The 19,774-nt window shown below is 35.6% G+C and carries 16 protein-coding genes; 5 read left to right on the top strand and 11 right to left on the bottom strand.

Going from position 1 to position 19,774, the window contains the following annotated elements:
• The first annotated feature begins 42 nt into the window (after positions 1 to 42).
• Entirely contained in the window at positions 43 to 933 is an 891-nt protein-coding gene (locus BN1354_RS04960; protein ID WP_045089456.1) for an alpha/beta hydrolase, read from the top strand.
• Positions 934 to 991: 58 nt separating this feature from the next.
• Here BN1354_RS04960 and BN1354_RS04955 read toward each other — a convergent pair whose 3' ends face one another.
• On the bottom strand, positions 992 to 1,366 hold the full coding sequence (locus tag BN1354_RS04955) for a hypothetical protein (protein ID WP_053826434.1): 375 nt from the start codon (positions 1,364 to 1,366) through the stop codon (positions 992 to 994).
• A 360-nt stretch (positions 1,367 to 1,726) separates the two neighbouring features.
• Between BN1354_RS04955 and BN1354_RS04950 the strand changes: the two genes are divergently transcribed.
• Positions 1,727 to 3,295 (top strand): M64 family metallopeptidase, encoded by a 1,569-nt coding sequence (locus BN1354_RS04950; protein ID WP_082331542.1) that lies wholly within the window; start codon positions 1,727 to 1,729, stop codon positions 3,293 to 3,295.
• Positions 3,296 to 3,432: 137 nt separating this feature from the next.
• Here the strand turns inward: BN1354_RS04950 and BN1354_RS04945 are convergent, their stop codons facing one another.
• Positions 3,433 to 4,704 (bottom strand): OmpA family protein, encoded by a 1,272-nt coding sequence (locus tag BN1354_RS04945; RefSeq protein ID WP_053826432.1) that lies wholly within the window; start codon positions 4,702 to 4,704, stop codon positions 3,433 to 3,435.
• A 309-nt stretch (positions 4,705 to 5,013) separates the two neighbouring features.
• Between BN1354_RS04945 and BN1354_RS04940 the strand changes: the two genes are divergently transcribed.
• Positions 5,014 to 6,141, top strand: coding sequence for an acyltransferase family protein (locus tag BN1354_RS04940; RefSeq protein ID WP_053826431.1), 1,128 nt, complete (start codon positions 5,014 to 5,016; stop codon positions 6,139 to 6,141).
• On the opposite strand, the gene BN1354_RS04935 is transcribed toward BN1354_RS04940, so the two are convergent.
• Genes BN1354_RS04935 through BN1354_RS04925 form a run of 3 tightly spaced genes read right to left on the bottom strand, consistent with a single transcriptional unit; the run spans position 6,138 to position 9,015 of the window.
• Positions 6,138 to 6,992 carry a carbohydrate kinase family protein gene (locus tag BN1354_RS04935; RefSeq protein ID WP_045089461.1) on the bottom strand — a complete coding sequence of 285 codons (855 nt, stop codon included), beginning with the start codon at positions 6,990 to 6,992 and terminating at the stop codon, positions 6,138 to 6,140. The genes BN1354_RS04940 and BN1354_RS04935 overlap by 4 nt on opposite strands.
• A gap of 31 nt (positions 6,993 to 7,023) precedes the next feature.
• Complete coding sequence (locus BN1354_RS04930) at positions 7,024 to 8,325, bottom strand: glycerate kinase type-2 family protein (protein ID WP_197271996.1); 1,302 nt, start codon at positions 8,323 to 8,325, stop codon at positions 7,024 to 7,026.
• 51 nt (positions 8,326 to 8,376) lie between these two features.
• Complete coding sequence (locus BN1354_RS04925) at positions 8,377 to 9,015, bottom strand: SOS response-associated peptidase (protein WP_197271995.1); 639 nt, start codon at positions 9,013 to 9,015, stop codon at positions 8,377 to 8,379.
• A 281-nt stretch (positions 9,016 to 9,296) separates the two neighbouring features.
• On the opposite strand from BN1354_RS04925, the gene BN1354_RS04920 reads away from it, so the two are divergent.
• Together BN1354_RS04920 and BN1354_RS04915 are read left to right on the top strand one after the other, a co-directional pair.
• The gene (locus BN1354_RS04920; protein WP_045089464.1) at positions 9,297 to 9,860 is read left to right on the top strand and encodes a helix-turn-helix domain-containing protein; all 564 of its coding nucleotides are present in this window, start codon (positions 9,297 to 9,299) and stop codon (positions 9,858 to 9,860) included.
• A 12-nt stretch (positions 9,861 to 9,872) separates the two neighbouring features.
• Complete coding sequence (locus BN1354_RS04915) at positions 9,873 to 11,540, top strand: AMP-binding protein (RefSeq protein ID WP_053826429.1); 1,668 nt, start codon at positions 9,873 to 9,875, stop codon at positions 11,538 to 11,540.
• An 84-nt stretch (positions 11,541 to 11,624) separates the two neighbouring features.
• Here BN1354_RS04915 and BN1354_RS04910 read toward each other — a convergent pair whose 3' ends face one another.
• Genes BN1354_RS04910 through BN1354_RS04885 form a run of 6 tightly spaced genes read right to left on the bottom strand, consistent with a single transcriptional unit; the run spans position 11,625 to position 19,761 of the window.
• Positions 11,625 to 12,755, bottom strand: coding sequence for an alpha/beta hydrolase (locus tag BN1354_RS04910; RefSeq protein ID WP_053826428.1), 1,131 nt, complete (start codon positions 12,753 to 12,755; stop codon positions 11,625 to 11,627).
• Positions 12,756 to 12,762: 7 nt separating this feature from the next.
• On the bottom strand, positions 12,763 to 13,971 hold the full coding sequence (locus tag BN1354_RS04905) for an esterase (RefSeq protein ID WP_045089467.1): 1,209 nt from the start codon (positions 13,969 to 13,971) through the stop codon (positions 12,763 to 12,765).
• Between the two features lie 48 nt (positions 13,972 to 14,019).
• Entirely contained in the window at positions 14,020 to 14,904 is an 885-nt protein-coding gene (locus BN1354_RS04900) for an alpha/beta hydrolase (protein WP_053826427.1), read from the bottom strand.
• Between the two features lie 7 nt (positions 14,905 to 14,911).
• Positions 14,912 to 15,748: an MBL fold metallo-hydrolase gene (locus BN1354_RS04895; protein WP_074010732.1), complete on the bottom strand. Its 837-nt coding sequence runs from the start codon at positions 15,746 to 15,748 to the stop codon at positions 14,912 to 14,914.
• A 57-nt stretch (positions 15,749 to 15,805) separates the two neighbouring features.
• On the bottom strand, positions 15,806 to 18,145 hold the full coding sequence (locus tag BN1354_RS04890; RefSeq protein WP_053826425.1) for a beta-glucosidase: 2,340 nt from the start codon (positions 18,143 to 18,145) through the stop codon (positions 15,806 to 15,808).
• A 35-nt stretch (positions 18,146 to 18,180) separates the two neighbouring features.
• A complete protein-coding gene (locus BN1354_RS04885; protein WP_053826424.1) occupies positions 18,181 to 19,761 on the bottom strand; it encodes a RagB/SusD family nutrient uptake outer membrane protein in 1,581 nt (526 codons plus the stop codon).
• Positions 19,762 to 19,774 lie beyond the last annotated feature (13 nt).

Genomic DNA, 19,774 nt, shown 5'->3' with positions numbered 1-19,774 from the left:
TTGTGTGTAAAGTAATTTGTTACACTCCAAATAAAAAATCAAATGAAGAAAAACGCAATTATAATGGTCTGCATTTTATTCGCAGTCACTGTCTATTCACAATCTAATCCTGTAATAAGCTTATTTCCTGAAGGTACAGTTTTATATGGCAATATATCCTATAATGACAATTCTCACGAAAAACATCTGCTAGATATTTATCTTCCTGCCAACGCAAAAGAAAAAGTCCCTGTACTATTTTTCATTCATGGTGGAGGTTGGTTAAGCAATGATAAATATGCCGACATGAACTATATGAAAGAGACAGTTAAAGAGGTAGTGGAAAATGGATTTGCGTTAGTCTCCATTGATTACAGATTCAGTACAGAAGCTCTGTTTCCAGCGCAGATTCAAGATTGCAACAAGGCTATTTCATATATTTATGATAATGCAGATAAATATGGAATAGACAATGACAAGTTTGCGGTGATGGGCTTTTCTGCAGGAGGTCATTTAGCATGTATGGTTGGACTATCAAAAAATAACAATATAGATGATTTCTTTTCAGAAAGAACAAACAGAAATTTCAATATAAATGCTGTAGTAGATTTTTATGGTCCCACGGAATTAATCCTTTTTCCAGGAGGTAATGATGAAAAATCACCTGAAGCAATTTTAATTGGAGCGACTACTGTTGAGCGTCCAGACCTGGCAAAGTTTGCTAGTCCAAACACATATGTTGATAAAAACGATCCTCCATTTCTTATTATTCATGGTGAAAAAGACAATCTGGTAGATGTTAAACATTCACAGGTACTTAGATCATGGTTAACAATTAATGATATTCCCAACGAACTAATCATTGTTGAAGGGGCACCACATTTTGGACCTATGTTCGATGCTGATTTTATTAGAGCGAAAGTGATAAGTTTCTTAAAGGAACATCTGCATTAAATGATTTATAATAAGAGTACTACAAAGAACAAATTACAATAACTGAAATATTTTAATATTATAAATTAACACCACTCATATTAGCATACCTGTCACCAGTATCTGTTCCCAAAGGAATAATTGATTCCAAAAGATCAATATTTTCCTGACTAAGTGTAATATTTGCAGCAGCTATATTCTCTTCTACATATTTGATCCTTTTGGTACCGAAACTTTCATTAATAATAGTCTCATCTGTTGTATTATTAGTTCCTGTTTTTAGAATTACAAGATAAAATATTTTCATACCATAATCATCACCTCCTAATTTTTCGGCAAGAAGTTTGTCATAATTAAGATTTGTAATTGTAGTATCATTCTGTATTACATCGGATGTGCTACTATAGGTGAAGTTTGCAACAAATAAAGAAATCAGTAAAATTGTGTATTTCATAAACAGAATTTATTTTTAAGTGAAAGAACTATATTTATAGTTTAAACACAATATTAGGAATTATTGTTTATTAGAATACTTTTTGGGATACAATTAATTCTTACCTTGCTCTTACCTTGCTCTTACCTTGCTCTTACCACTTCCTTATAAACATCTTTTGTAACTGAAGAAAATAACAGTTATTTGAGAATGCAGACTTGCCTTTATAAGCCTCGAGTCTTAACATACCTTCAATAAACAGCAAGTAAAAATATCTCTTGAATTATTTTTATTTATAGATTTCATATTTTTATTAATCAAACCTTAAAGCTTTTTTTTGTGTTATTGAGATATAGGTGTCGTAAATAAGAATTTTGGCATATGAAATTACAGCTATTATTTTTGTCTGTCCTAATTTTGTTTCTTGTTTTAGTAATTTCTTGCGAAAAAGATGAGAAGTTTTTTAGGGTTACAGATATATCTATAAATACGAATAACATTATTGTAGCAGAAGGGGATACTTTAACGCTTAATGCTATGATAATTCCTTCAAATGCATCTAATAAAAGTCTCAACTGGAAATCCAGTAACGATAATATTGTGACCATCGATAATAATGGGTTGTTAAATGCAAAAAATGTTGGGGAAGCAACTATAACGGTATCAAGCCATGATGGAAATGTTAGCAAAATTATAAATATACAAGTCGTTGAGAACTGGATATCACTTTCTAGAAATATAATTGAAACTTCACTCAATGGGGGTAGTTACCAAGTTAAACTAACTGCCAGCAGTTCATGGACAATAGTATCCTCTCCCCAATGGGTTACAACGTCTCTCTTGTCAGGCTCCGCAACAGGTTCTGACTCAGTTGAATTAGTTGTGGATGTTTCATTGTTTACTGGTACATCTCTAAATCGATCTGGTGATGTGATTTTCAAACTTAATAACAGAAACTACGCAGATACACTAAGGATTAATCAGATTAATTACCAATTAAGTGATGGTGAATATGTAAAAATACAAAGTTCTACGGCAGGTGATGGTATAGATATAGTGTTTCTGGGCGATGGTTATACTGTTGCTGATATTATTTCAGGAAAGTTCGAAGACAATCTGCTTGAAGCAATTGATCACTTCTTTGATATTGAGCCATATAGAACATACAGAAATTATTTCGATGTTTATATTGTTTATGCATATTCTGAGGAGAGTGGAATAAGTGATATTCAAAGAACCAGGAAAACGAAGTTCTCAGCAAAATTTGAGAGTGCCACATCAACAAGAATGAGTATCGATCATACATCTGTTTTTGAATATGCACAAAAAGTGCCACTAAGTTCTGACCTCTCAGAGACACAGATTGCTGTCATTGCTAACAGTACAAGATATGGGGGTACAAACTGGTCATATTCTAATGGTATGTCGATATCTGTTGTACCTGTATCAAATTTCAATTATCCTAATGATTTCAGGGGAGTAGTACAGCATGAGATTGGAGGACATGGATTTGGGCAGCTTGCAGATGAGTATACTGAAAATAATTCAACAATACCTCAATCTGAAAAGGAGGATTTGCTTAAATGGCAACAATGGGGATTTTTTGAAAATGTAGATCTTACAGATCGTGTGGAAGATATTTTATGGAGTCATCTTATAAATGATCCAGACTATTCTTATGTTGGAGTATATGAAGGAGGGTTTTATTATTCTAAAGGTGTCTGGAGATCTGAACCGGTAAGTCTGATGAATAATAATATACGATATATAAATGCACAAGGCAGAGAGCAAATTGTTATGAGAATTAAAGAACTTGCCGGTGAAACATACTCCTTTGAAGAGTTTAAACAAAAGGATGTCAGAGAAACTCAATCATTAACCAGGTCGGCCGTAATTTATGATAATGAAGAATTTAGATTACCACCTCCAATATTGATTGAGGTGAATTAATATCTATGATTTTATTTTAGTATTTACTGATCAACATAGATATTAATGATTATTGTTTGCCGTATATTTAATTCAACAAATAATATCATTTAATTTAGCAGGGTGATTTCTGATAGATCACCCTGCTATTTATGTGACTAATTTGTTTTTATAAATTCTACCCGACGGTTTTGTGCTTTGTTTGCCGGAGTGTCATTAGGAGCTATAGGTTTAGTTTCACCTGCACCATCAGTTTCTAAACGAGCAGCATCGATACCAAAAATATTTATTAACTCATTTTTTACAGATTCAGCTCTTCGTTTCGATAAATCAAGATTCATATTGTCATCTCCATCACTATCAGTATGGCCTATTATTTTCACTGTCACAGATCCGTTTTCTTTGAGTACATCAGCAATACTTTTAAGAGTGCCATAAGACTCAGGTTTTACATCAGATTTGTTGACATCAAAAGTGATTCCATATGTAACAAGTTTACCTTCAGTTATCAGCTTACTGCGCGTATCTGGTGATGCGGTTGTAATCTTAATGTTAGAAATAAATGGTTCACTGTGTCTGTCCCATCCGGAGAAACGTATACGATTGAATTTAACACCGGGATAAATATTAGTAGGCATATCCATTACTTTTTCATTCTGGTGATAAACTCTCACTCTCCGTTTTTGAATCCATAGAATGACGTGGTTTAACTTTTCTCTGATTACAGGGTTCTTGGAAGCACTACCTTCAATCCAATCTTCCCCATCCTTATAGCCTTTGCTTTCCCACCTTTCATTTCTCAGAACCAGATGGAGTCCTGCCTGTCCAGGATACAGGTCATTATTCAACTCTTTAGGATCACCTTCTCTTTCTTGATAAAGTGTAAACTGGATACCATAACCAAACTCTTCATCAGGTATTATATCAAATTCCACTATGAAGTTTTCAGGAAAATCTATCTCTTCCATGTAACAGTATACAGCATCTTCGCCATTCAAATGAAACCAGTTCCCCGGTGCAATATTGACTGTTTTAATTTCGCCACTGCCGTTTGAAGTCCACAATGCCGGGAAGTCGCCAATTGCATCTTGAGAGAAATCCTCAAAATAGAGAATCTGATCTCCCGGTACGAAATCATACCTGCTTGTACTTGATAATTTTTGCTGAGGCTCCTGTTTTGTGTTTTGAACTGAATTATCCTGAGATTCATTTTCTGACTCCTCATCATCAGTACTTTCACCATTTTTTTTATTTGCTTTTACATCCAAAGCTTTTTCAGTTACCTCTTCAGTTTTTTCAACCACATTACGTTCCACAGTATTTTCAACAGTCTCCTTAATAGATTTTCCCAACTTATTAAGAAAACTTTGAGCATCTGCCTGACTTGTAAATATCAGACAAAAACCAATCAGTAAAACAATTCTCTTCATGACATTCATTTTTTTATTATAAGCTAAAAATTACATGATACAGTTTCTATGTAGTACTCATTAGTTGGGCTTGTGTATTTTACTGAATGCTTCATAGTTTAAGATGTTTAATTTTTCAAAGATAATGAAAGATAAGTTATAATTGATTGAGTTGATTTGATTTTTTTTACCTTGATATTGAATGTTTTACAACTATAATTTTGAGGCATATTCTAACTACATTTTATTCAGATATGTACCTTTAATGAGGGTTAGATGAAAAATGCTTACTTTTGTTTTTTATACACAATTATAGAACAACACTTTTTTATGTCAATTAAACCCTCTGCATCGTTTACTGATACTAAACCACATTATCAGATACTCAACGGATTACGTGGCGTGGCCGCAATTATGGTAATATTCTATCATATATTTGAAGCTTTTGCAACAAGTTCAATGGATCAGAAATTTAATCACGGTTATTTGGCTGTCGATTTTTTCTTTGTTCTGTCAGGCTTTGTAATTGGTTATGCATATGATGACAGGTGGGGGAAAATGAATATTAGTGGTTTTTTCCGCAGAAGATTAATTCGTTTGCAGCCAATGGTTATAATGGGTGCATTTTTAGGTTTGATTACATTTCTTATTCAGGGCGGAGAAGCATGGGACGGCTCTAAAGTTTCGATCCTGATGATAGCTTCTGCATTTCTTCTGCACATTTTTCTGTTACCTGCTATGCCGGGTAGTGGTGTGGAAGTACGTGGAAATGGAGAGATGTTTCCTTTGAACGGACCTAGCTGGTCGCTTTTTTTTGAATATATAGGTAATATATTTTATGCACTTTTCCTTCGCCGCTTATCTACTAAGGGACTTAAGGCTGTAGTGATTTTGTCAGGAATCGGTCTTTTTACTTTTGCTGTTGGCAATTTTTCCGGTTTTTGGCACTTGGGGGTAGGGTGGACCCTCGCAGACAATAATTTCATTGGAGGAATGCTGCGATTGCTTTATACCTTTTCAGCCGGATTATTAATGTCACGTCTGTTTAAACCTGGAAAAATTAAGGGAGCTTTCATAATATGCAGTGTTGTAATAGTTTTTCTGCTTTCGATGCCCTTTATTGGAAGTAGTGATGAGCTATGGATAAATGGTTTATATGATGCAATTTGCACTATAATTGTTTTCCCTTTTCTGGTATATATAGGTGCATCAGGAAAACTAAAGAGTAAAACTTCGGAGCGTTTATCTAAATTTCTTGGAGATATTTCGTATCCTCTTTACATGGTACACTATCCATTTATGTATCTTTTCTACTCATGGGTATGGAAAAATGGATTAACATTTTCGGAGGTATGGCCAGTGGCAATAGTACTCTTGATTGGTAATATATTATTGGCCTGGATTATTTTGAAAATATATGATATACCTGTGAGAAAATACCTTTCAAAACGTTCTTAAAATTTGGGCATTGCACCTTGTTGACGACAAACAAATGCCGAAACTTCTACGGCTGATTTATGGGCTTCTTTTATTGGCTTGCCTTTAAGGTATGATGTTATAAAAGCAGCAGTAAATGCATCGCCTGCACCTACAGTGTCAACAACATTTACTTTGGGAGTATGCAGAAATGATATTTCATTATTACTGAATATAAAACTACCATTGGTACCTTTTGTAAGAATAACTATTTCAAGTGAAAACAGATCTTTAAGTTTGAGACAAATCTCCTGTTCTTTCATCTCTTTCATGTTATAAAGTTCTGCCATTACATTAATTTCATGATCATTCAATTTTAAAATATCAGCTTTTTCCAATGAGCCTTGTATAATGCTTTTACTATAAAAATTTTGGCGTAGGTTAATATCAAAAATCTTTATGCAGTTTTCAGGAACAGTGTTTAGAAATTTGTTGATTGTATTGTGAGATAAAAGGCTTCGCTGTGCTAAAGTACCAAAACATACTGCTGAGGTTTTTCTTGCCAGATCTTCCATTTCTTTGGTAAAAAGCATATTTTCCCAGGCCACATCTTCTACTATTTCATATTGCGGTTCACCGTAACTATTTAATTTAATATTCACAACACCTGTTGGATAATCGTTAATATCTATTATATAATTTAGATTTTTATCTTTAAGCAGGCTGATTATTTCACTACCAAACTCATCATTTCCAATAGAACTCACTATATAACCTTTATATCCCTGTTGTGAAACATGATATGCAAAATTGGCGGGGGCTCCACCTAAAACTTTCTGATCTGAAAAAATATCCCAGAGAATCTCTCCCAGTCCTACGATTATGTTGTTCATGGTTTTACTTTTTAATAAATTTATTTTGTTCTTATTCATTTATCAGTACAACTGTCAAGTCCATAACATTAGTTCCACTATTTCCTATTTTGACACTATCCCCTAACTTATCAAAGAAATTATATGAATCGAAATTCAAAAGGTAATCGTCTGGTTGCAAATTATTTTTTATTGAATGTGATACAGTGAATCCGTCAATTACTGCTCCCGCTGCGTCAGTCTGCCCTTCTAACCCATCAGTCCCTGCACAAAGTATGGTAACATTCTCTGCACCATTAATTTTAATTGCCAGATATAGCGCCAGGTGTTGATTGCGGCCTCCTCTACCATTGCCGGAAACATAAACAGTTGACTCGCCCCCAAACAGAAGACAGCGAGGTTTCTTATTATCTGATTTTATAACTATGTCTTTCGGTTTTTTTGAATTGATGGTTTTGAATATGAAATCAGCAACATATTTGTAATCTCCTTCCAGTCTGTCAGTTATTAAATATGTCTCGAAGCCTAATTCTTTGGCTTTTTCGGCCGCTCCATCTAAAGCTATTTTATTACTACCTATTATTAGATTTTCTACTTTGTTAAATACAATGTCATCAGGTTTAGCGGTCTCATCAATTATTCCTGCCATTCCCTTTCTCAGATGATTTATAAAAACTGAAGGAAAGGTTTCTATTAGATTGTACTTTTTTAAAACTTGTATAGCATCAGAAAATGTTGTGCAATCAGGTGCTGTAATACCAGATGCTATAACATCCAATTTATCACCTACCACATCTGAAAGTATCAGGCTGATTGTAGATGCAGGATAAATAGCTTTTGCAAGCTGGCCACCCTTAACACTAGATAAATGCTTTCTAACACAATTTATCTCTGAGATCGAAGCACCACTATTAATTAATAGCTCACTTGCTTTCTTCAGATCGTTGATTGTAGCATCTGTTGGATAGTCAGCCAATAATGCAGATGAACCACCAGAAATCAGACATAGTACCAGATCATTTTCTTGTGCCTTATCTGCTATATTAAGAACCAGTTTTGTTGCTTTCAATCCATTATTATCAGGTATGGGGTGACCCGCTTCAATTACTTTGAGTTTATCTAGTTTTCCTCCATTGCCATATGTTGTAATAACCACCCCATCGACAATTCTTTCTCCTAATATATTTTCAGCTTCTTTAGCCATTAAAAATGAAGCTTTTCCAAAAGCTAACAAATATATATTATTGAATTTGTCTAGTTGAAAATCTTTTCTTGAAAAAACTTTATTTACCAGTTTGTTGGGTAGAACATTATCAACTCCTGCCAGAAATATTTGTAAAGCTTTTTGTTTCATATCAGAGAAGATGAGGTTCATTAAAACATTAAAATTGTAATCTTTAAAATATTAGAATAAAGAGGGTTCTATTCTTTGCTTAATTTCAGGAATGTTTCTGTTAAATCTTGCATTGCCAGCGTTCTGAGTAATAGTATAGGCCGACATCAAATCATCTGGATATGGTTTCATCATGTTATTAATTTCATTGATACTAGTTGATGGATCAACCCAAGTTTCAAGTGCATATTTTGGTAATATCAGTGGCATTCGTTTTTTTGTGTTGTGAATAATCTCCATCAAGGGATTGGCTTCTGTAGTAATTATGGAGAATGTATCTCTGATCTCTCCTGTATTTTTATTTACCCAAGTGTTATATATGCAACCAAGGTAAAAGACTGTTTCATCAGTCGGATAGATGTAATAGGGTAGTTTTATTTTACCTGCTTGTTGCCACTCATAAAAACCGTCTAGTGGTAGAACACATCTGTTGCTTTTTATAGAGTTGCGGAATGATGGCTTTTCGTGAATGGTATCACTTCTGGCATTGAGAGTCATGTTGGCCAATTCATTAGCTTTTTCTTCATCAGTTACAAATGATGGTATTAACCCCCATTCTGATATATCAATAGAGTGCTTTTTTATTACAGGCAGTCTTGGATGGGAGAACCCGGATACAAGATAATAAACATCACTAAATTCTCCGTTCATCTTTAAATTCTTGTTATTTATAAGATGTTCTTTTACTGCTTTAATAGCCTTCCCTTCAAATGATACCGTGAAACACATATGATTTTATTAATTAAATCTATCTATTAAAACAACTATTATCTATAAAGTTACATCTATTGGAATAATTAATTAACCGTCAAATAATTTATTATAAATAAATCATTAAATATAACATTTTACAATATAATTTGCCTTATTAATTATAATCTTTTACATTTGCGGTCTGAAACAATTCCTGAAACAAACGTACTATTAAATCAATGTCTACAGTAACAGATAAAATTAAGATTTTATGTGCTGATAAAAAAATATCAGCTGCTGAACTTGCCGAAGGATCGAGTCTGTCTTTAGAGCAAGTAAACAGAATTTGTGAGAGTGATGAGATTCCATCTTTGTCATCTTTAATTAAAATATCAAGGGCTTTAGGGGTGCGACTTGGAACTTTTCTTGATGATAGTGAACAGATTGGCCCTGTCTTAAATCGAAGTGAAGAACATCATCAATCAGTAACTTTCACTAGTCATCAGACCAATAGTAATTCACACATGGATTTTATATCCCTGGCTTCAAGTAAAGCAGGACGTAATATGGAACCTTTTCTGATTAATATTCAAACTGAAAATGGCAATGAGACATGCTCTACTCACGAAGGGGAAGAGTTCCTTTTTGTGCTGGAGGGTTCTATAAAAGTTAGGTATGGTGCAGAGACCTATATTCTGAATAAGGGTGATTCTATATATTATGATTCTATTGTAGATCACCTTGTAACATCTATAGATGATAATGGAGCAAAGATACTTGCTGTTGTTTATTCTCCTTCATAATATAAAACAATAATGAACAGTGAATTTGATATAAAGTTGTCTGACAGGACATTGGGCGACTGGCTGGAATATTGGGCAAAAGAGTCTCCTGATAAGGAATATATTGTTTACTCAGATCGTGATCTGCGATATACATGGAAGAAATTCAACGATAGGGTGGATAATATGGCCAAAGGTTTAATATCTATAGGGGTGACTCGTGGGAGTAATGTCGGTATATGGGCTCAGAATGTTCCTGACTGGCTTACATTTCTCTATGCAACTGCCAAAATTGGAGCAGTTGCTGTAACTGTGAATACAAGTTATCGGTTGGATGAAATTGACTACTTGATGAAGAACTCGGATATGCATACTTTGTGTATGACTGATGGTGTTGCCGGAAGTTGTTACACAGATATTATATACGAGTTGATTCCTGAGCTGAAAACAAAACAGAGAGGTAAGCTAAAATCTGATCGTTTCCCGAAACTTAAGAATGTAGTGTATATTGGTCAGGAGAAGTACAGAGGTATGTATAATACAGCAGAAATTTTGTTACTGGGAAAGAATGTACCTGATAACGAGTTTAAAAGACTGAGGTCACTTACTAACTGTCATGATGTTGTCAATATGCAATATACTTCAGGTACAACCGGTTTCCCTAAAGGGGTTATGCTTACTCACCACAATATAGCCAATAATGGATATTTGACAGGAGTACATATGAATTTCACCAAGGATGATAAATGTTGTATCTGTGTACCTTTGTTCCACTGTTTTGGTGTAGTACTTGCAACAATGTGCTGTTTGACACATGGTAGTACACAGGTAATGGTAGAGAAATTTGATCCACTTTTGACATTGGTTTCAGTCCACAAAGAACGTTGTACTGTATTGCATGGGGTGCCAACAATGTTTATATCAATGCTAAACCACTCTATGTTTTCACTCTTTGATATGAGTTCTCTGAGAACTGGAATTATGGCAGGTGCACTTTGCCCTGAAGAGTTGATGAAGGAAGTGAATGAAAAAATGTATATGAATCTGACGAGTGTGTATGGTATGACTGAGACTTCTCCTGGAATGACGCAGAGCAGGGTGGAGGATCCCTTTGAAGTGCGCTGTACTACTGTGGGAAGGGAATATGAATTCACAGAGGTGAAAGTACTTAATCCTGAAACTGGCGAAGAGTGTGCTGTTGGCGAAGAGGGTGAAATGTGCTGCAGGGGTTACAATGTGATGAAAGGATATTATAAAAATCCTGTGGCTACTGCAGAAGTTATTGACTCAAATGGGTTTATGCATTCGGGTGATCTGGGAGTAAAGGACGAAAATGGTAATTTCAGAATTACCGGACGTATAAAGGATATTATTATTCGTGGTGGGGAAAATATATCTCCTAAGGAAGTGGAGGATTATCTTTATAAAATGCCGGGGGTGAAAGATGTACAGGTTGTAGCTGTTGCATCAGAACGGTATGGAGAGGATGTAGGAGCATTCATAATTCAAAAAGATGGATACGATCTAAATACTCAGGATGTTCGTGATTTCTGCAAAGGGCATATAGCTAAATATAAAATACCTCGTTACGTATTTATTGTTGATAGTTTTCCAATGACAGGAAGTGGAAAGATACAGAAGTTTCGTTTACGAGAAATGGCTTTGGAATTGTGCGAAAAGGAGGGTATCGAGATTAGATAATAAAAGCGGAAAGCTCATTCGCTTTCCGCTTTCTGATTAAATACATAAAAACTACGACTTCCAGAATATGTTTAACTTAAAAATCTATCTAAATAAAAGTGGAGCTAAAGTATTCAGGTAATCACGCCAGTTTGACCAGGTGTGTCCACCACCTGTTACATGGAATGTGTGAGTTAAGCCATTTCTTTCAAGTGCTTCATGAAGAAGTTTTGCTCCCGGATAGGCAAAATCAGCGTCACCACATGCCAGCCAGTATAACTTATAACCAGCTTTTTTCAGAGCTTGCAGCTGTTCGTCAATATCTTGTCCTTCTCTGATACCCATACTCATTGGTGCTATATAACCAAACATTCCGGGATAGTTGTTCGCAACATTCATTGTATGACCACCACCCATTGAAAGACCAGAAACGGCTCTGGAATCGCGTTTAGCAATTACTCTGTAGTTCTTTTCAATAAATGGTACGATATCTTTAGCTAAACTATGTATGTATAAGTTAGCAGTTGCAGGATCTTGATAATTAAAGGGTTTTTCTGGCAACATTAATGGTTTGGCTGCCTGCTGACCTGGATTTCCATTTGGCATTACCACAATCATTGGTTTAGCTTTACCCTGTTCTATAAGATTATCGAGTATCTGGCATGCACGCCCCATATTTGACCAGGCATCTTCATCTCCACCACCTCCATGAAGCAGATAAAGTACAGGATATTTTTCTTTCCCTTTTTCATAACCGTATGGAGTATAAACATACATTCTTCTGGTCATGTTTAAAGTGGGAGAGTCGTACCATACTTTTGTAAGATTACCTCGTTTATTTGCTTCTTTGTAATTGGCAGATTTTTCTCCATCTACTAACAACATGCTGAGGTATCTTGTTCCATCTCTCTGCATTAGAATATTATTTGCATCACTGATAACTACACCATCTACGATAAAATGATAGGTGTATATATCAGGATCCGGTGTTGGGATTGTTACTTCCCATACTCCTTCATTATTCTCTTTCAGAGTTTCAGTGTCGGAATAGTTAGCCATCCATGAGCCATAGATTTTTACATCTCTTGCCTTTGGTGCTCTTATTCGAAAGGTTACTTCGTTTCCTGCAATATCAGGAGATACAATAGGTGTTCTGTTCATGAAATTTGCCAATTCCTGTGCATCTATAAATGTACATATGAACAGAAAAAGGGATAGGTAAACAAGTCTCTTCATATCTTAATTATTTAAATAACATTGGTGCAAATTCAGATAAATATATTCTCCAGTTTTTCCATATATGACCTTCACCACTTTCTCTATAAGTGTAATTAAAGCCAATTTCATCCATCTTCTTCATGCTGTCAATTACACCTTGATAAAGAAAATCTGTATCGCCACATGCAATCCAATATAATTTATAGCCATTCTTTTTCTGTACTTCCAGTTTTTTTACAAACTCTTCAGCATATTTTGCTCTCTCACTATCATTGCGAGCCATCATACTGGCAATTGGAGGTGCAGAGAAAACACCTATATAGTTGAATGTGTTAGGATATTGTGCAGAAATAGCTGCTGAGTGCATACCACCCATCGACAATCCAGCAATAGCACGATTGGCTTTATCTTTTTTCACTCTGTAATTGCTCTCTACAAATTTGATGATATCACCAAAGCTGTCTTCCATACTGGCAACTGCTTCGCGTGGTCCACCACCCATTGCAGGTTTGTATTGTCTGAACGATTCAGTTGGAGCTGCAACATTTTGTGTATGACCATTAGGCATTACTACAATCATTGGCTTAGCTTTACCCTGAGCAATTAAGTTGTCAAGGATCTGTGCTGTACGGCCTAAAGCAATCCAGGCCTCTTCATCACCACCGGACCCGTGAAGCAGATAAAATACAGGATATGTTTCTTTGCTATTTTCATAACCTGGAGGAGTGTAAATTGTAATACGTCTCTGCTCTTTTAATGTTGGACTATCATACCAGCGTCTGGCAACTGTACCATGGGGTATATCTTTTACACTATACAGGTCACCTGGATTGCCGGGAATGATGAATATATTAGTTATTGAAGCAACATCACGAATCATATCTACGTTTGCAGGATCATTCATTCGTTGTCCGTCTACTATAAATGTATAACTATATAATTCTGATGCTAATGGTTCAGGAGTTGTATATTCCCAAACGCCATTTGCACCTTCTTTCAATTGTGCTGTTCCCGGGACATCAAATGTACCAAAATCAGTTTCAACCTTTTGTGGTGCCAGAAAATCACCTGTTATTTCTACTTTAACTGCTTTGGGTGATCTTAGCCTGAAAGTTACCGTGTTATCATCATGGATTTCAGGTGATACTATTGGCTCGCCACCCCATAAAGCTTGTTGGGCGAAAGTAATTGAACACATAAATAGTGTCACTAACAAAATTGTTACTTTTTTCATGTTTCTAAATTGTTTAAATTAATCTGTATTGTTCTGATATTTAAATCTTTATTTACTAAACGTGCGAGAGATAAATGGAAGGCTGATATAGAGTGCTGAGTGCCAGTATTCCCAAGTGTGACCACCATCACGAACTCTGAACTGAAATGGTATATCTGCTTTATGCATAGCTTGTATGAACTCAATATTCCGGTCCAGCAGAAAGTCATCATCACCGCAGTCTACAAACCATTTTACGGTTCTAAGCATCTCTTTAGTTTCATCGCTGGCTTCTTCTATAAATTTAATACAGCTGTTTTCAATAACTGATTTATTCAGAATTGCCATCTTGTCGTCGGGATTCTGAGGAGGTAATCCCCCAACATTTGGGATATTCATAAGTGCACTCATAGCATAAACTGCACAAAACATATCAGGATGTTTTTGAGCATAACTGGTTGATCCACCTCCTCCCATTGAAAGGCCTGCAATAGCACGGTTTTGTTTATCACCTTTAACTCTGTAGTTTTTTTCTATGTAAACTAAGAACTCCTTAAAGAAGAAATCCTCATAAGCCCAGCCAGGCATGTTGAAATAGCCATTCCATTCACCTGCATAAATATTACCCCCTGCATTTGGTGTTACAATAATCATCTCACCAGCTTCTCCGGAGGCAATAAGTTGATCCATAACATCTTTTAAATGACCTCTGGTTGTCCAACCCTGATTAGTGTCCATGACTCCATGTAAGAGATAGAGTATAGGATATTTCTTATCCTTATCCATTTCATAACTTTGAGGCAGAAAAATATTGTAAGTACGGTAAGCATCTAATATTTCACTATAAATGCTATCAGTAATTATTTTACTTTGTGGTCTGCCTGTTTGTGCTGAAACACTAATGCATATGAGAAAAGTCAGTGACAGATAAAACAGTTTTATATATTTCTTCATTTTAATGCTAATTTATATTCTCAGGGTCGAATACTATCATTGATTGACCGTTTGCAGCTATCTTTGGATTCTCGCATGAAATATCTAATCCCATATTAGGATAATCTTTTGCTTCGGAAAAATTTCCTTCACTTATTTCCTTCGCCAGAGTCTTCATATCTATAAGATAACTTAAATCCATTGGGCGCTTAACGTGAGGATAATGACCAACATAAAGTTTACTGATATTATGTTCATTCATTATCTTCTCCATCCTTACACAAGAAGCATAATATTCGGACATTGGGACATGTGGTCTCAGCTGCAACCATACCTGCCCTGATCCGAAAGCATCTCCTGTGAAAGCTGCATTGATTGATTTGTCAACAAATACTACAGACCCGGGTGTGTGTCCCGGCATCAGGTAAACTTCTATCTTTCTTCCACCCAAGTCAAAAACATCACCATCTGCCATCCATTTATATTCGCCTTCAAATTGAATATTTACGGCAACTGTGGTGTCAGAAGGATGCATATAAACTTGCTCGAAATAGTGAATATTTCCTGCATGGTCTTTGTGATTGTGGGTAAGCACTACAGTAAGAGGTTTCTGTGTTATTTCTCGTACTATCTTATCAAGTGATTTGCATTTTGTACCTGTATCGATTAACATCGCCTGGTTGTCACCTTCCAAGATATACATGGTTGTCAAATCATTTGTCTCTACTACCCATGTCTTATCCTCTAACTTGCTAATAGTTAATTCTTCGTTTTTAAATAGTTCCTGTGCAGCTGTTACTTGAATAACCAACATCAAATAGATAAAAGATACTATGATCTTATTTAACGAACATTTCCTTTTCATACTGTTTAGTTTAGAGATTAATGATTATTATAGTTAACATCTGCTAAAGATACATAATTATCTAATTGTGGCAATTTTTTGAGCAGGTTTCATTACATCGTTTACTTTAATTTTCTTAGAGCTGTTTATTTTATGCTCTACAGTACTTTTAACATCAGCTGCAGATGTTGCTATATGCCACAGATATTTTCCTTTTGCTAATTCCCAGGAGCTGGATTTGTCGTTAAAAGAGGACATATCCATTGTTTTCCATGTAAGAGTTAATGTTTCACTTTCACCGGGATTTAACTCCCTAGTTTTGCCAAACGCTTTTAACTCCTTACTAGGTTTTTTCAAACCTCCTTCAGGTGCTGTAATATATACTTGTACAACCTCTTTCCCAGATACATTTCCTGTGTTGGTTACAGTAACTTCGACTGAACAAATATCATCATTGACTGATGAGTTAATAACATTGTAGTTAAATGTAGTATAAGAGAGACCATGACCAAAAGGAAATGAAACATTTTTATTAAAAGTATCAAAGTAGCGGTAGCCAACATAAATGCCTTCTTCGTAAACAGTATAATCTATATTACGCACAGGCTTTACTTCCTGTGGCTCCTCATTTTCACCCTGTATGCTTAGACCTGATCCCATAAAAAATGAAGGCATCTTAAATTCATAATCAAATGGGAAATTTTTATCAGAAGCAGCATCACCATAATTTATGGCAAAGGTAACAGGTAGTTTACCAGAAGGATTTACTTTACCGATTAAGATGTCAGTTACACAATGTCCTACTTCCTGACCTGGCTGGAATGCACATATAATGGCATCAGCTAATGATTTCCATGATGCAGTTTCTACAGGACTGCAAATATTAAGGACTACAATAACTTTTTTTCCTGCAGAATGATAGGCATCAGAGACTGCTTTTAAAAGGGCAAGCTCATTTTCAGTCAGATAAAACTCTCTAACATGACGATCAACAGGTTCTGAACTTGCTCTGCCTATAGTAAAAATAGCTACATCATTTGATTTTACTTGTTCTGCCAACTCTTCTGCTGTTGGAATAAACTCGTCTGCACGTGGTGGTGGTGCAAGAGAGAATGGTGGTCGTCCATTTGGAAATAACCTTTTTTCTTCACTAGCAAGATGTGTCTGATATTTGCGGATAAGGTTTTTATCAACCTCATAGTTCGCATTGCGTAGACCTTCAACTAAAGATACAGTGTATCTTCCAAATGCCAAACTACCAAATCCCTGACCTGCCGGTACCATATCATAGGATGTAGATCCATAAAGAGCAACTTGATTCACTTTTTCAGAAAAAGGAAGTACCCCATTGTTTGTAAGAAGTACAATACCTTCAGTTCCTACCTTACGGGAAATAGCAGCATGAGCTTTTAGATCTGTCTCGTTTGGATAACTTTTATTATTAAAGGTATTACTTTTAACTACAAGCTCAAGAACTCTCTTTATGTTTCTGTCTAATATTTTCTCTTCGAGCTGGCCATTTTTAACTGCTTCATAGATTGCATTGTATTGTCTTTCTTGTCCAGGCTGTAACATATCGTTACCTGCAATCATAGAAGCTATAGCATCACTACCTGCATTCCAGTCTGATATTACTAATCCGTTATAACCCCATTCGTCGCGAAGAATAGTAGTTGTCAAATCTATATTTTCACTTGTGTGCTTACCGTTGATCTTGTTATAAGCTGTCATAATAGTCCAAGGAGATGACTCTTTGATTGCTATTTCAAAACCTTTTAGATAAAGTTCTCTAAGAGTACGCTGATCCATTTGAGGGTCATTGCTGTATCGGTTTGTTTCCTGATTATTGGCAGCGAAGTGTTTAATACTTGTACCAATACCCTGACTTTGAACACCGTTGATATAGGCTGCAGCTATTTTTCCTACTATAAGTGGATCCTCTGAATAGTACTCGTGATTACGGCCGCAAAGAACATTTCTCATAAGGTTAACTCCCGGTGCAAGCAATACATCCATTCCGTAGTCCTTGACTTCAGTACCAATAGCTTTACCAACCTCATATGCTGCATTGGGATTGAAAGTTGCAGCTACAGTAGATCCTGAAGGAAATTCTGTTGTGTAGTAAAAATTGCTATCAAACTCGCGACGAACACTCATTGCCAGTTTATGAGGTCCATCAGCAAAGTATACTGAAGGTATACCCAGTCTAGGTATTTCATAAGAACGCCCTGCTGTGCCGGGAAATTTAGCGTCAGGACCCGACATCCCACAGCCAATTACCATTCTTACTTTTTCCTCTAAGGTCATTGCATTTATCACCTCATCAATATTGTTTTTATTGAGTGTGATATTCTGTGAGAAAATATTATTCTGGCTGAATAATCCAGCCAGAATAATAATACAAAATAGTTTCTTCATTTTAATGTTTCTTTAAACTTGAAAATTTATGTCAATTACCATCCTTCATTTTGAACCATATTTGGATTCAATCTCATTTCTGTTGCAGGAATTGGAAGCAGATAATGCTTTGGTTTGAATCCATAACGGCTTGGGTCAGTATTATATTGTACATACTCCACAACAACATTATCTGGTTCATTCTGAGAACTTGATTTGTTGATAAGTAGTGGGGTAGTTGCACCCTGATTTTTCAGAAGTGCTTCAGCATCACCCCAACGGATAATATCTTGGTATCGTGTGTATTCACTGCATAGTTCCAGACGTTTTTCAAGTTTGATGGCTTCCAATGTTGCAGGTTTGAAAGGTAATCTTGCACGACTCCTTACTTCATTTAAAGCTGCATCAGCTTCAGATTGATTTCCTGCCATGAAATTTGCTTCTGCTGCAAGTAATAAAACTTCTGCATAACGCATCCAGCGATAGTTATTATATGAACACCAGAAAGTAATTGGTGCCTCAGATGATGAGAAGCGACGTTTCCACAAAAACACACCTTCATTTATAATACTTTTGCCTTTTTGTAGTTTAACTCCTAACTCATTCATTTGTTCATAAGTTTTCATAGTATGATTTAGACGATATCCATCAACTCCTTCTTCTGCAACAAATGCATCATAAAGTTTTTTCTGAGGAACCATAAATCCCCATCCTGTTTCTTTATAATCATAGAATTGTGCTGAGCTAGCAGCTAAATTATCCATGCGCCAGTGGTTCATAACTTCATAGAAGCTAAACTCATCCCAAGGATTATTCAAGTCAAGTATACGGTTACTTTCCAGCATACTTTCACTGTTACCTTCTGCAATGTAGGTAAGAATATTTTGATATTCGCCTTCATATAGTTTATACTTTCCGCTATTTCTAACTTCATTGAACACTTTTGCTGCTTCTGAATATTTATTTTGCCATAGAAGTGCTTTTCCAAGCATGGTTTGAGCTACTTGCTTAGTTACACGCCAAACACTATTATCATATGCGTCCTGTTTTTCGGCAAGATATCCAGAATTGATTGCATCATTCAAATCCTGTTCTACAAGTGCCCACAGTTCTTCTTTAGAAGCTTTAGGCATCTGATACTCATCAGGAGTTAGTTCGTGATCTACAAGTGGAACTTCTCCCCACATTGAGATTAGATCGAAATAGGCAAATGCACGGAAGAACTTTGCCTCAGCATGAGCTCTTTTCTTTACATCGGTGTCAGGTTCTATATGACCTAAAATTACATTTGCCTTATATATCAAACTGTAATAACTTTCCCAAACACCACGTATGAAACTTTGGTCAGAACCAAATGAGAACTCATTGCAACCTTCTAATTCAGCATTGTCATTTCGACCTCCACCTCCTGCCCAGACATCGTCAGACAGAGCATTTTTAAGCATGGTATAGTTGTAATATGTACCTTTTAATTCGATGTATAGTGCATTAGAAGCTGCTTCAGCATGCTCATCAGTTTGGTAATAAAAAGAATAGTCCAGAACACCTTTTTGCGGAATATCAAGTCTGCTTTCGCACGAAGTATTGCTTAGCGCAACCAAACCAACTATTAATAATAATAAATATTTATTTTTCATGTTGTTTAATAAT

Source organism: Lascolabacillus massiliensis, assembly GCF_001282625.1.
GTDB lineage: Bacteria > Bacteroidota > Bacteroidia > Bacteroidales > Dysgonomonadaceae > Proteiniphilum > Proteiniphilum massiliensis.
This window is presented reverse-complemented; position numbering and strand designations above follow the sequence as displayed.